Genomic DNA, 12548 nt, shown 5'->3' with positions numbered 1-12548 from the left:
CTCCTCCTATTTGTAATTGAACATCTTGCTAGCTAGCTTGTCCGAGATGCGTGGGAAAAGGGTATAGAGCTTATAGGTCAGGTTCAAGAGCCAAGGAAGATTGAGCTCGCGTTTTGGTTTTCCAAAATTCTTCACAATCTTCTTAGCCACAAAGCCTGGCTCCAAAATATAACGGTCCACAGCTTTGACATAGCTTCCGTCTGGATCTGCCTGGTCAAAGAAACTAGTCCGGATTGGACCTGGATTGACCGTCGTTACATAGACACTAAAGGGCATGAGCTCTAAACGCAGAGCATTAGAGAAGCCAATGGCCGCAAACTTGGTCGCCGAATAGAGGCTAGATTTAGCAGTTGCAACTAAGCCCGCCATGCTGACGATGTTGACAATGTGCCCCTTTCCTGCTTCCTTCATGTGCGCACCAATCAAGCGTGAAAGGTTCATCAATGCAAAGGTATTGACTTCAAACATGGCATGAATTTGCTCATTGGTGATCTGGTCAAACTCTTCAAAGATTCCATAGCCAGCATTGTTGACCAAGACATCGATCTTTCCATAGCGCTGAATCAGTTCTTCGACAAGCTTTTGGACAGCTGAAGAATCCGTGATATCAAGTCCAATGCATTCAGCCTGAGGATGGCCGGCATAGAGCTCTTCCAGTTTTTCTTGATTTCTCCCTAAAAGAATCAACCGGTCTTCAGGGAGGAGTTTGATCATTTCCTGAGCTAGGCCTCCACTCGCTCCTGTGATGATGATGGTTCGCATCTTAGATCTCCACTTCTTCTAGGTCCTTGACCACATGGACCTTGTCAAAAATAGTTGCGGCATCCTTGCGCAATTGGCTGACGTCCTTGGAAAGGAAGCGGGCGCTGATATGGTTGAGAAGAAGGCGTTTGGCCCCTGCTTCACGCGCCACTTCTGCCGCCTGCATGTTAGTCGAGTGTCCGTGCTTCCGAGCAATCTTCTCATCGCCCTTGCCATAGGTGGACTCGTGAACGAGGACATCGGCATTGACCGCGAGTCTGACACTGGCATTGGTCTTACGTGTGTCGCCTAGGATCGTGATGACCTTACCAGGTCGAGGAGCTGAAATGTAGTCCGCAGCAATGATCTGGGTGCCATCCTCTAATGTAACGTCCTGTCCATTTTTAACCTGGCCAAAGAGCGGTCCAAATGGAACCCCTGCCGCTTTGAGCTTATCTGCGTCGAGCGTTCCTTCCAGGTCTTTCTGCATGATGCGGTAGCCCACACAGAAGATGGTATGGTCCAAGGTCTCGGCATAGACTGTGAATTTGTCTGTCTCCATGATTTTCCCAAGTGAACCTTCATCAAACTCATGAAAATGGATCTGGTATGGGAGACGAGAGCCAGAAACCCGAAGACTAGTCAAGACAAAAGACTTGATCCCAACTGGGCCATAAATCTCTAGATCGGTCTGCTCTTCATTGGCCTGAAAAGCTCGGCTAGAGAGGAAACCTGGCAAGCCAAAAATATGATCCCCGTGAAGATGGGTAATAAAAATCTTGCTAACCTTTCGAGGACGGATGCTGGTTTCTAAGATTCGGTTCTGCGTCCCTTCCCCACAGTCAAAGAGCCAAACTTCATTGATTTCATCCAGGAGTTTGAGAGCTAGACTAGAGACATTACGAGATTTGGACGGTTGTCCCGCACCCGTTCCTAAAAATTGAATTTCCATTGTATACTTTCTAACTAATATAGATCATAGCGGTCCGATTCTTAGATCGAACAGCGATTTTTCCAGGGTAGGCAGTGGCTAATTGAACCAATTCGTCCTGGTTGTAGCCAGATAGACGGATGCTACCATCTGCCAGCTCTTCGAGATTCGACAAAGCTGACAATTCCTTGGTCTCGACTACCTCTTGTTCCCTAACAAGGCGCATAAAAATCAAGCCTTCCTCTTCATAGACGAGGTAGTGAGGAAAGATTTGCGCGATCTCAAACAAGAGGTCCATGCTGACGGCTTCTGCTTGCTGGGCAAATACTTGAGCCAGTCCCTTCTCTCGGTAGCAAAAACCATAGGCCTTACCTGAAAGATTGAGACGGACAAAGGGTTTCTCCTCCTCAAAGCTGGGATGTGTCTGATAGAGATCAAAGGCCTCAGTGACTTGTTCATAGTAGTCAGTTGCAGCTTCTGGGCTCTTTTTTTGGTAGAGCTCAGCGAAGTAGGCATTGATCACACTCGGTGGTGGTGTAATAAACTGGAGCTTCTGCTCCTCTGTCAATCCCGCCAAGATCCGATCTAAATAGACCTTGTCTAGACTGGTATAGCCTCCATAGCTGAGGGCGAGGTTAAGATAATCCATGATGATAAAACTCCTCTAGTCTCCATGCATTTTTAGGGGCGATGTAGCCTGTTAAGACCTCGCCAGTCTCCTCATAGGAACGCTCGGTCAAAATGGCCATAGTCTCCAACTCATGGATCCGATAGGCTTGCTCAAAAGGTACTTGAATCGTAAAAGGCTGGAAGAGCTCTTGCATCTTTTCAAGTAGAATGTCCTGAAGTTTAGTTCGACTATCGGGATCCTTGGCCGAAACCAGGCGGTAAGGTGTCTGTGTCGGGGTAAAGTCCTCGACCTTGTCTGCCTTGTTGTAGAGGGTCAAGCGTGGAATATCCAGCATCTCCAAATCTTTCATAATCTGAAGGACTGTCTTTTCATGCTCCTCATGGTTGGGATCAGAGGCATCAATAACATGGACCAAGAGATCCACATTTTTACTTTCTTCTAGGGTTGACTTAAAGCTGGTCACCAGCTCTGTCGGCAAGTCCTGAATAAAGCCAACCGTATCTGTCAGGGTTACTTGTAAATTGCCTGTTAGATGAATACTCTTGGTTGTGGCATCCAAGGTCGCAAAGAGTTCATCTGCTTCGTACTGGGTCTTACTGGTCAAAGCATTCATAATGGTTGACTTCCCTGCATTGGTGTAGCCAATCAAGCCAATCTTAAAAACAGAAGATTCTAGGCGTTTTTCTCGAACCACTTCTCGGTTCTTCTCGACTACCTTGAGTTGACGCTCAATATCGGTGATTTGATTGCGGACACTCCGGCGGTTTAACTCCAGCTGACTTTCCCCTGGACCACGTGAACCAATCCCTCCAGCCTGACGGCTGAGCATAATCCCTTGACCCACCAAACGAGGCAAAAGATACTTGAGTTGGGCTAGATGAACCTGGAGCTTGCCTTCGTGGCTCCGTGCCCGCATGGCAAAGATATCCAAGATGAGTTGCATCCGATCGATGACCTTTACACCCAAAATTTCTTCTAAATTCACATTTTGTCGTGGGGTCAAACGGTTGTTAACGACAACTGTCGAAACCTCATCAGCATCAACCATTTGAGCAATTTCTTCTAGCTTTCCAGAGCCAACGAAGGTCTTACTGTCGTACTTCTCTCTCTTCTGAGTGTAGACACCGACTACTTCAGCTCCGGCTGTCTTGGCTAGACTGGCCAACTCCTCCATGGACATGTCAAAGTTTTCCATGTCTTGGAGTTCGACCCCGACAATGAGGACCCGCTCCTGTTTTTTCTCAGTTTCTATCATCTAAAAATCTTTCTATATCTTGAAGAACCCGCTCCTTGAAGCCTTCTTCTCCTATCTGGTAAAAATGGACCGTCATCCGATTGCGAAACCAGGTCAACTGGCGCTTGGCAAAGCGGCGCGTGTTTTGCTTGAGCTGCTCTAGAGCCTCTTCTAAACTTTGCTCTCCCTTAAAATAAGGAAAGAGCTCCTTGTAGCCAATCCCCTTAGCCGCCTGAACCTCAGGATGGTTATCATAGAGCCATTTAGCTTCTTCTAATAAGCCCTGCTCAACCATGAGGTCCACCCGTCGGTTAATGCGGTCATACAAGGCTGGGCGATCATCGTCTAGACAGATAATATAAGGCTCATAGGCTGGAGCTTGATTTTCCAAGTCCTGACCGAAATGGGCGATTTCCAAAGCCCGCATGGCCCGTCTACGATTGATCTGCGGGATTTCAATCCCCTCTTTCGCTACTTGTTCAAACAGTTCTTCGTCCGTAAGAGGAGACAATGACTCCCGATAGGCTAGGATATCCTCATGGGCAACATTCCCTCCTAGATGATAACCTTCGAGCAGACTTTGGACATAGAGACCTGTCCCTCCAGCAACAATGGGAAGATGGCCCCGTTCTTGAATCTCTTCGATGGCTTGGCTAGCTTCTTTGACAAAATCATAAGCCGAGTAGGTCTCTGTCACCTCACGGACATCGATCAGATGGTGGGGAGCCATCGCCTGCTCTTCTGGACTAGCCTTGGCAGTTCCAATATCTAGTGTGCGGTAGACTTGCTGACTGTCCCCACTGATGACCTCGCCCTGAAAGCGCTGGGCCACCTCGATAGCGAGGGCTGTTTTTCCAACAGCGGTCGGTCCCACTATCACAATTATCTTGTTTTTCATCGTTTTTCCTTGCAAAAATCGCATTTTTTCGTTACCATATATTATAACATAAAAATTTAAAGTTCTAAAAAGGAGAAATTCTCATGGCTAAAGGATTTGGTAAAGGTTTTGTTACTGGTGTTGCTGGTACTGTCGCTGCAGTTGCAGGAGCAGTTTACACTTTCAAGAAGAAAGTCATCGAGCCAGAAGAACAAAAAGCAGCTTTCATCGAAGAAAATCGTAAAAAAGCAGCACGCCGTCGTGTATCACACTAATCATAAAAAAACTCGAAAGCCATCGCCTGCTCTTCTGGACTAGCCTTGGCAGTTCCAATATCTAGTGTGCGGTAGACTTGCTGACTGTCCCCACTGATGACCTCGCCCTGAAAGCGCTGGGCCACCTCGATAGCGAGGGCTGTTTTTCCAACAGCGGTCGGTCCCACTATCACAATTATCTTGTTTTTCATCGTTTTTCCTTGCAAAAATCGCATTTTTTCGTTACCATATATTATAACATAAAAATTTAAAGTTCTAAAAAGGAGAAATTCTCATGGCTAAAGGATTTGGTAAAGGTTTTGTTACTGGTGTTGCTGGTACTGTCGCTGCAGTTGCAGGAGCAGTTTACACTTTCAAGAAGAAAGTCATCGAGCCAGAAGAACAAAAAGCAGCTTTCATCGAAGAAAATCGTAAAAAAGCAGCACGCCGTCGTGTATCACACTAATCAATAAAAAAACTCCGGGAAACCGGAGTTTTTTTGTGTTCTTATCGTTCTTTTAACATCTTGGTCGCAAGGTCTAGCATCTCCACTGCCTTTTGGTAATGCTCGTCCAACAAATCGTAGACGGCATCTTCCGATAAGACGCCACAGTAGACCTCTTCAGGAAAGTCTGGCTGATTAGACAGTTCGACATCGTCCATATAGACCTGGCTAGTGTAGTAATCGCGAAGAGCGATATAGCTAGACTGGCCAGCTTCCACTCGTTGCAAACAGGCTTCAAGCTCTTCGATTAAACCTTGGTAGGCGTTGAGATGGCCTTCCATCTCTTGGATTCGTTCGATAGGAGTCATGATCAATCCTTTCTATCTGCTAGAGAAACGACTTGCAATTGCTCGCCTCCTAGTAAGATTAAATACGATTCGATGCAGTCTATACCATACGAGCGACGGAGGGCTTCTGCGTAGAGTTCCAGTTGGGCCTGGTAACGATCTAGCAAGTCCTGAGGGTTGCGGTAACGGTCTGTCTTGTAGTCAAAGAGAAGAATCCGATCTTCTAGAAGCAGGTAGCCGTCCAAGATCCCCCGGACTACAAAGTCCTGACCACTAGCTGGATCCGTCTTGAGCATGGCAAATGGGGCTTCACGATGGACTTTGCCTGACTCCTTGAGCAAGAGTTGGCCCAAGTCAGTCTGGAAGAAGGCTAAGACCTTCTTGAGGTCGATTCGCTTCTTGACAGCTGGGCTGGTATTGACCTCTTGGAGAATCATTACTAGGCTCTCTATCGTTGGCATCATCGTCAATGGAATACGTTGCATCAGTTCATGCAGGGCACTACCGACTGCTGCCCCTGTCACAACTTCTTCCTTGCCAAAGTTTGGAAACTCAAAGCTTGGTAAGGGAACGTCCGCTTTTTCCATGAGATCCACTCCTTCGAAATCTTGGATGGGTTCATAGAATTTTTTGATTTGACTTGGGGTCCTCACACTAGGCAGTTGGATAGCTGCTTGGTACTGGGTGTTGAGCCGGTCCACAGATTCTAAGACATCCAGGGCACGGCGAATCTCTTCTGATTGGCGGTTGTCCTTCAGGTCATCGACTGGGAGGGACGTCTTCAACTCCAAGTGACCGATTTGCTCCGGCGTCAAGTCTTGGTCGGTCACAAAGCGGGTCTGATAGGCTAAGTGTTGCTGGGCAAAGACTGCCTGAATGGCATAGAGCCAGTCTTGGAAACAATTGATCTCCTTGCGAAGAGCTGGGCTCAAGCGTCCATTGACACTGGCTCCCCATTTTCTCTCTTCCAGCTTATCCTGGCGGCCCTTACCAACAAGATAGAGCTTACGCTCTGCCCGAGTCATAGCGACATAGAGAAGGCGCATCTGCTCCGACAAGGCTGCCAGACGAATTTCCTCGACATTTCGCTGGTAAGGTAGGGTCTCAATGACCAATCGAACCGCCTCAGGAAATCCCTCTTGATCAGATTCGACAGGAAGATTCGCAATATACTTGATGCCCACCCCATTTTTCCGACTGATAACGGCATTGGTAGACAGTTCTTTTCCGACAAACTTTTTATCGGTGTTGAGGATAAAGACGTAGGGGAACTCAAGTCCCTTGCTCTTATGGATGGTCATGAGTTGGACAGCATCCTTAGGAACTGCCTGGGCAACATTGGCCAAGTCGTGCTGGTTTTCCAAGATCTTATCAATCATGGAGATAAAGCGAGGCAACCCCTTGAAGCTAGAGCTTTCGAAATCATTGGCCCGAAGGGTCAAGGCATAGAGATTGGCCTGCCGTTGGGCTCCATTCGGCAAGGCACCCACATAATCATAGTAGTGGCGATCCTGGTAAATCTTCCAAAGCAGGTCATAGAGAGAATGCGTCTGGGCATAGTCACGCCAGGCATCCAGTGTCTCCATAAAGCGAGTGAGTTTCTCTCTTAAGCTTGAATCGATCAACTGAGGAGCACTTCCAGTCTGGTATAAGGCATGTTGCAATTTCTCATAGAGATTTTCTGCTTTCTTGCCTTCAACTCCCTGTAAAGCTAAGCGAGCTAACTGGTCCTCGTCAAATTCAAACATGGCTGATTTCATGAGGGCCACCAAGGGATAGTCCTGTAAGGGATTGTTAATGGTCCGGAGGGTATCCAAGAGGACCATGACCTCAACAGACTGGAGGTAGTTTTCCTCTCCCCCGTCCGCAACGATAGGAATCTGATAGGCTTCAAAGGCTGAAAGCACCTTGTCGTTACGGGTCCGTGAAGCCGTCAAAAGCGTGATATCTTTGAAGTTTACTCCTTCTTCATTGTGGAGGCGGATGATCTCCTTGATGACCAAAAGGACTTCACCTGAGGATAGGTTATCCCCTTCTTGCTCCTCTTCTTCACCTGTTTCAGTTGCGTCCTGACTGCCATCATAGAGCAGGAACTCCGTCTCATAAGCTGGCGTCGGCTCTTTCTTCTCCGGATTGCCCGCAATTAAGCGGTGACTCTGGTCATAGAGGATCTCTCCAACTTCCTCATCCATGAGACGTTCAAAGACATGGTTGGTCGCTTCTAAGACCTCTACATGGCTCCGGAAATTCTCCTTGAGTAGGATCAATTTGCCATCTGCCCCTTCTTCTTGGTAGGCCTTAAACTTGTCATTAAAAATCTGAGGATCAGCCTGACGGAAGCGGTAGATAGACTGCTTGATATCTCCCACCATGAAGCGGTTGTGGCCATTAGACAGGAGCTCCAACATCCGCTCTTGAGTGTGGTTGGTATCCTGATACTCATCGACCATGACCTCGTGGTAGCGCTCCTGATAGAGACTGCGGATATGAGGAAATTCTTCAAGAATCTGGATGGCAAAATGGCTGATATCGCCAAATTCAAAGGCATTTTCCTGCTTCTTGCGCTCCAAATAGGCAATCGAGAAAGCTTGGACAAAATCCCTGAGCAAGACTAGCAAAGGCAAGGGTTCATCCTTGAAGCGAATCTGATAGGTTAGTTGGTAGTGCTGGGAAGCTGCTGCCCGCAAGGCTTCGATGCGTTCTTTGCGTTCGTCATTAAAGGCAGTCGCTAGCTCTTTCAGGTCTTCTTTTCGTGTCGTGATGGTCAGACTTCGTCCGCCGCTGGCACGGGAGATCAAGACCACCCGCTCCAAGACCTCAAAAATTGCTTCCTGGCTGGATTTCTCATTAAGACGAGCAATCCAGTCTTGAATAGCGGTGACATTTTCTTGGTACTTGGCCCCTGAAAATGCTTGTCCTTCATTAGCCAGATGGAAAGTAAAGAAAGATTCCAATTCAAAGAGTTGCTCTTTTACCTCTTGGGCTAACTGATCCAATGCTTCGTCATAGTCCAGATCCTGATAACCCTTGAGGAAGGACTCCTCCAACCAGGCGAGAGGATCCGCAGTAGATTGCAAGAAGTCTACTAGGGCGTAGACCTGATCCTTAAAACCTGCTAGCGACTTGCCCTTTCCTGTAAAGTTCTTAACCAAGCGACTAAAGAGGCGTTCTGGCCCTTGCTCCTCATAAAACTGCTCAAAGACTTGCTCGAAGCAGTCATTCTTGAGTAAGGACTGCTCACTTGCACTTTGGAGGATACGGAAGGTCGGCGAGAGGCCTAATAAATAGCCATATTTGGAGACCAGCCGCTGCGTGAAGGCATCCATGGTCCCGATATCACTAGTTGGTAATTCTGCAATTTGCTGGGCCAGGTGGCGCTTGAGCTCCTCATCCTTGGTAGCCTTGAGGCTTTTCTCCAATTCCTTTTCCAAGCGTTCCTTGAGCTCGGTCGCTGCCTTGACCGTAAAGGTTGAGATAAACAATTGCTGGATGGAAATCCCTCGGTGCAATTGATCCAGGATCCGTTGGACCATGACAAAAGTCTTCCCAGAACCGGCCGAAGCTGAGACTAGGATATTGGTTCCTGACGAATAGATAGCTTCTATCTGCTCAGGTGTCCGCTTTGGTTCCTTATCAGACTGGGCCTCCTGGACTTGGAGGTCTTGAATCTGACTGGGACTTAGAAATTCAATTGGTTTCATTGATTCAATTCCTCCTTCATTTTTTCTATCCAGGCCTGACGGAGCTTGTCACCGACTGGGCGTTTATCATAGTGACTTGGGTCCAATTTCTCCAAGAAGCGAGCTTGTCCTAGGTGGAGATTGGCTTCAAATCCCGTAATCGATTTATATTGTTCTACATACGGAGCAATGCTTCGACCGTTTTCAGTATAAGGGTTGATAGCAAAGTCACCCGACAAGATGCCCTCGGCTGCCTGTTGATAGAGATGGGCATTGTAGAGTAAGAGCAGGTCTAGCTCCTCTTGACTCAGCAACATGGCCTTGTTTTTCTCATAGCTCTCCCCTAGTTGGTTAGCTTGGTCTGCCAAGAAAAGCCCCTTGTATTGTTGGGATTTTAGAACAGCTTGGACAGCATCATCGACCGCCTTGGTATCCTTGAGAGGCACCAAAGGATCTGTCAACTGCAAGTACATGGCTCCAAAAATCCCCTTGTCAGGATCAAAAACCTTAAAGTCTTGGATAGCAGACAGATAGGTTGGCAACTGAGAGTTGAGTCCATTAAAGAACTTCTCAAAATTAAACTTAGTCTCGCTAGACTTGTAGTCTACCACTCCCAAGGCTCCTGTATTAGAGAGACGGTCAATCCGATCGACCTTGCCCTTGACCAAGAGCGGACGACCATCCTCAAGGGTTAAGAAGGGACGATCTTCTCGGCCAAAGAGAGCTTCTTCTCCAATGGTTTCGATGCTGTCATTGTGAGCTAGGACACGACCAGTCGCCCGAGCTGTATCCAGGAGCAATTCTTTTGAAAAAGCAGCCATGGCATTCTCCTGATATAGGAGGGCAAACTCTGTCTCCTGGCTGGTTTCGCGAATGGCCTTGTTCAAGCGCTCATCAAAATCCCCTTCTGAAGGATCTTTCAGCACACGTTCAAAAATTCGGTGCAAGAAATTCCCATGGCTTCTAGCATCTGGACGCAAGTGCCACTCCTCCTGTAAGCCTAGGACATAGTGAAGATAATAGCTGTATTGGTTTTGGTAGTAGGTGTTGAGAGCTGAAGCAGATAAAGACAGGGCCTGCCCTTTTGGATAAAGGACTTCCAGCGTCTCATCCTCTAAGACCTTGGTCGTCAAGCTTTGGCTAATTTGCGGAATGTGCAAGCCTTCTGACGCTAATTTTTTCCGAAGGACGCGAATAGCAACTGCCCAGAAAGTCGCTTCTTCCTTGCTCAACTCCTGGTCTATTTCTCCCTGGTGCAATTCAATCAGTCGAGCTAAGAGAGCCTGGTAAGACCCCATATCTTCACTAGAGGCCCTTGCCTTCTTCTGAATGACGGGTAGAGCAAGCGGTTCCTTGGTCAGCTCAAGCAAGTAAGGCGACATCTTGTCATCCACTTCATTGACTAAGATAGGACTGGACAAGACTAACTGTTTGGTGGCCGCATTGAAGAGAGACAGGGCGACGAAACGATTCTTCCGTAAGTTGTCCTGACTGGCAATTTGGAGATTAGCCTGTTCCCCAGAAGCTTGGTTCAAGACCTGACGCTCCTCATCTGTCAGTAAGGATTGGTCCTTGGCAATCTTAGGGAAGTGCTCCTGGGTCAAGCCAATGGCATAGACATAAGGAGCTGATAGAGGTTCAATCAAATCATAGGACTGAACAGTCACCACATCTACAGTCGCTGGGACCGTCCGATAGCTTGCCAACAAAAGCCCTGACAAGAGGATGCTAAGGAAATCATCCAAGGTCACCTTGAGTTGATCAAAGACCTGGGCAAATTGTTCTAGCACATGGCTAAAGGACTTCCAGACCTGGTCATAGCGTTCCATCTCCTGCTCAGAGCCACGACTGGCTAAGGTTTGCATGTTTTGCATCAACTGGGCATCTTGACAAAACTGGGCAAACTTCTTCAGTAGCCCCTGGCTGGTCTGGCTCTTGGTCTTGTAAAGGTCCTGCAGAGGACCGATAACTTGCTGGCGAATCTGATTAAGACGCTCTAGGTCAAATTTTTCCTGGTGGTTGGCTGTAAAGTCACGAGAAAAAGCAGCCAGACCCTTGATCTCTGCAAAGCGAACATATTGTTCGAAATGGTCAATATCCTCTCGTGTCAACATCCCATAAAGCCCTGTCTTCAAGAGGTTGACCACATCTTCGGCCAAAAACCGATAACGACGAAGGCGATCCAAGGATTCTACCCATTGGACCAAGGGATTCTGGGCCATGGATTCGCTTTTTCCAAGATAGAAAGGAATCTGGTACTGGTCAAAGATGGTCTTGAGCTGGAGCTGATAAGCTTCCACATCCCCCAAAAGGACGCGAATGTCTTTGTAACGCGCTCCCTCATACAGGCGTTGGCGAATGGAGCGGGCTACAGCCTCTAGTTCTTCCTTTTGATGGTTGCAGGTCCAAATCTCCACCGCTTCTCGGTCTTGGTCAGACAGCTTATCCTCTACCTCCGTAAAGTCATAGCGCGCTTCCAAGATCCGCGTCATACGGCTAAAGGCATCTTCTTTTCCTTGACCGACGTAGCTTGGCGTGACCTGGTAAGTCCTGGCCAAGTCTAGCAGGAAGTCCACACTGGCCTGGTAGAGGTTTCCCTCACGAAAGGTCGAGCGATAGGCTTTTTCACTGGCGTAAGCCCCAATAATGATCTCGACTCCCTTGTCATGTAGTAAATGAACCAGATAGTCCTCCTCGGCTGAGAAACGGGTAAAGCCGTCAATCACTAGAGCCACATCTTTTAACTCCTCATCCAAATCTCCTTTGATCAGGTGAGAGGCAAAACGAGCCAACTTAGACTCAGACTCAAAGGAACCTACCACTAACTGGTCTTGAACAGACTTCAAGATATGGACCAGATCTTCTCTCTTCTCCTGATCTGGCAAGGCATCCAAGTCTGACGGAGTCATCTGGGCCGTCTGCAACTCATGAAAGAGCTGGATCAATTGTTGGATAAACTGGGGATCCTTTTTGAGACGGGCATAGACCTTGAGCTCTTCATCTGGCATCTGAGAAAGCACCTTAAAAAAGAGCATACCGAGACCGATATCATCGAGTCCTTGTTTCTGATAGATTTCATTGAGTGTGAAATAGCGTGCCATCTGGGCAAAGCGCGTAATGGTGATGGCAAAAGAAGCCTTCTGGTCTAGGAGTTGTAAGACTTTGCGCTCCTTCTCAAAAGACAGTGAGTTAGGCGCGATATAAAAGACCCGCTTCCCTTCTTCAACTAAGCGATTTGCTTCGTCCACCAAGATCTGGGTTAAAGGCGTTCGAATATCTGTATAGACTAATTTCATAATGTACTGATTCCTGTAAAATGATAGTTCTATTATACCATCTTTGCGCCTTTTCTACAGGGATTTTCCCATCATTCAAGAGATTCAAAGCAGATAAAAAAACCGGACAAAA

Annotated in this window: 10 protein-coding genes and 1 pseudogene; 2 read left to right on the top strand and 9 right to left on the bottom strand. The window is 47.6% G+C overall.

Going from position 1 to position 12548, the window contains the following annotated elements:
- Window positions 1-6 precede the first annotated feature (6 nt).
- Genes N596_RS01620 through miaA form a run of 5 tightly spaced genes read right to left on the bottom strand, consistent with a single transcriptional unit; the run spans window position 7 to window position 4435 of the window.
- Window positions 7-762, bottom strand: a complete 756-nt coding sequence (locus N596_RS01620; protein ID WP_023026705.1) for an SDR family NAD(P)-dependent oxidoreductase — start codon at window positions 760-762, stop codon at window positions 7-9.
- Window position 763: 1 nt separating this feature from the next.
- Window positions 764-1693: a ribonuclease Z gene (gene rnz, locus N596_RS01615; RefSeq protein ID WP_023026704.1), complete on the bottom strand. Its 930-nt coding sequence runs from the start codon at window positions 1691-1693 to the stop codon at window positions 764-766.
- A gap of 10 nt (window positions 1694-1703) precedes the next feature.
- Complete coding sequence (locus N596_RS01610) at window positions 1704-2324, bottom strand: cystathionine beta-lyase (protein ID WP_042361046.1); 621 nt, start codon at window positions 2322-2324, stop codon at window positions 1704-1706.
- On the bottom strand, window positions 2308-3558 hold the full coding sequence (hflX, locus tag N596_RS01605; protein ID WP_023022938.1) for a GTPase HflX: 1251 nt from the start codon (window positions 3556-3558) through the stop codon (window positions 2308-2310). The genes N596_RS01610 and hflX overlap by 17 nt, the downstream gene beginning before the upstream one ends.
- Window positions 3545-4435, bottom strand: coding sequence for a tRNA (adenosine(37)-N6)-dimethylallyltransferase MiaA (miaA, locus tag N596_RS01600; protein WP_042361042.1), 891 nt, complete (start codon window positions 4433-4435; stop codon window positions 3545-3547). The genes hflX and miaA overlap by 14 nt, the downstream gene beginning before the upstream one ends.
- An 83-nt stretch (window positions 4436-4518) precedes the next feature.
- On the opposite strand from miaA, the gene N596_RS09555 reads away from it, so the two are divergent.
- Window positions 4519-4689 (top strand): DUF3042 family protein, encoded by a 171-nt coding sequence (locus tag N596_RS09555; protein WP_003002781.1) that lies wholly within the window; start codon window positions 4519-4521, stop codon window positions 4687-4689.
- Between the two features lie 23 nt (window positions 4690-4712).
- On the opposite strand, the pseudogene N596_RS01595 reads toward N596_RS09555, so the two are convergent.
- A pseudogene (locus tag N596_RS01595) lies at window positions 4713-4880 on the bottom strand (isopentenyl transferase family protein); the annotation flags it as partial.
- A gap of 83 nt (window positions 4881-4963) precedes the next feature.
- Between N596_RS01595 and N596_RS09550 the strand changes: the two are divergent.
- A complete protein-coding gene (locus tag N596_RS09550) occupies window positions 4964-5134 on the top strand; it encodes a DUF3042 family protein (protein ID WP_003002781.1) in 171 nt (56 codons plus the stop codon).
- A 41-nt stretch (window positions 5135-5175) separates the two neighbouring features.
- On the opposite strand, the gene N596_RS01590 is transcribed toward N596_RS09550, so the two are convergent.
- The 3 genes from N596_RS01590 to rexB are packed head-to-tail and all read right to left on the bottom strand — an operon-like array spanning window position 5176 to window position 12436.
- Window positions 5176-5481: a DUF4298 domain-containing protein gene (locus tag N596_RS01590; protein WP_023026700.1), complete on the bottom strand. Its 306-nt coding sequence runs from the start codon at window positions 5479-5481 to the stop codon at window positions 5176-5178.
- Between the two features lie 2 nt (window positions 5482-5483).
- Window positions 5484-9161 carry a helicase-exonuclease AddAB subunit AddA gene (addA, locus tag N596_RS01585; RefSeq protein WP_023026699.1) on the bottom strand — a complete coding sequence of 1226 codons (3678 nt, stop codon included), beginning with the start codon at window positions 9159-9161 and terminating at the stop codon, window positions 5484-5486.
- Window positions 9158-12436, bottom strand: coding sequence for an ATP-dependent nuclease subunit B (rexB, locus tag N596_RS01580; RefSeq protein WP_023026698.1), 3279 nt, complete (start codon window positions 12434-12436; stop codon window positions 9158-9160). Before rexB ends, addA begins: the two co-directional genes overlap by 4 nt.
- Window positions 12437-12548: the final 112 nt, after the last annotated feature.

The organism is Streptococcus ilei, from assembly GCF_000479335.1.
GTDB lineage: Bacteria > Bacillota > Bacilli > Lactobacillales > Streptococcaceae > Streptococcus > Streptococcus ilei.
The sequence above is the reverse complement of the archived record's forward strand: the minus strand, read 5'-3'. Positions and strand labels throughout refer to the sequence as shown.

Excerpts from the sequence above, each read along its gene's own strand:
- N596_RS09555 (WP_003002781.1), top strand. The coding sequence starts at position 4,519 with ATGGCTAAAGGATTTGGTAAAGGTTTTGTTACTGGTGTTGCTGGTACT.
- miaA (WP_042361042.1), bottom strand. The coding sequence starts at position 4,435 with ATGAAAAACAAGATAATTGTGATAGTGGGACCGACCGCTGTTGGAAAA.
- hflX (WP_023022938.1), bottom strand. The coding sequence starts at position 3,558 with ATGATAGAAACTGAGAAAAAACAGGAGCGGGTCCTCATTGTCGGGGTC.
- addA (WP_023026699.1), bottom strand. The coding sequence starts at position 9,161 with ATGAAACCAATTGAATTTCTAAGTCCCAGTCAGATTCAAGACCTCCAA.
- rnz (WP_023026704.1), bottom strand. The coding sequence starts at position 1,693 with ATGGAAATTCAATTTTTAGGAACGGGTGCGGGACAACCGTCCAAATCT.
- N596_RS01590 (WP_023026700.1), bottom strand. The coding sequence starts at position 5,481 with ATGACTCCTATCGAACGAATCCAAGAGATGGAAGGCCATCTCAACGCC.
- N596_RS01620 (WP_023026705.1), bottom strand. The coding sequence starts at position 762 with ATGCGAACCATCATCATCACAGGAGCGAGTGGAGGCCTAGCTCAGGAA.
- N596_RS09550 (WP_003002781.1), top strand. The coding sequence starts at position 4,964 with ATGGCTAAAGGATTTGGTAAAGGTTTTGTTACTGGTGTTGCTGGTACT.
- rexB (WP_023026698.1), bottom strand. The coding sequence starts at position 12,436 with ATGAAATTAGTCTATACAGATATTCGAACGCCTTTAACCCAGATCTTG.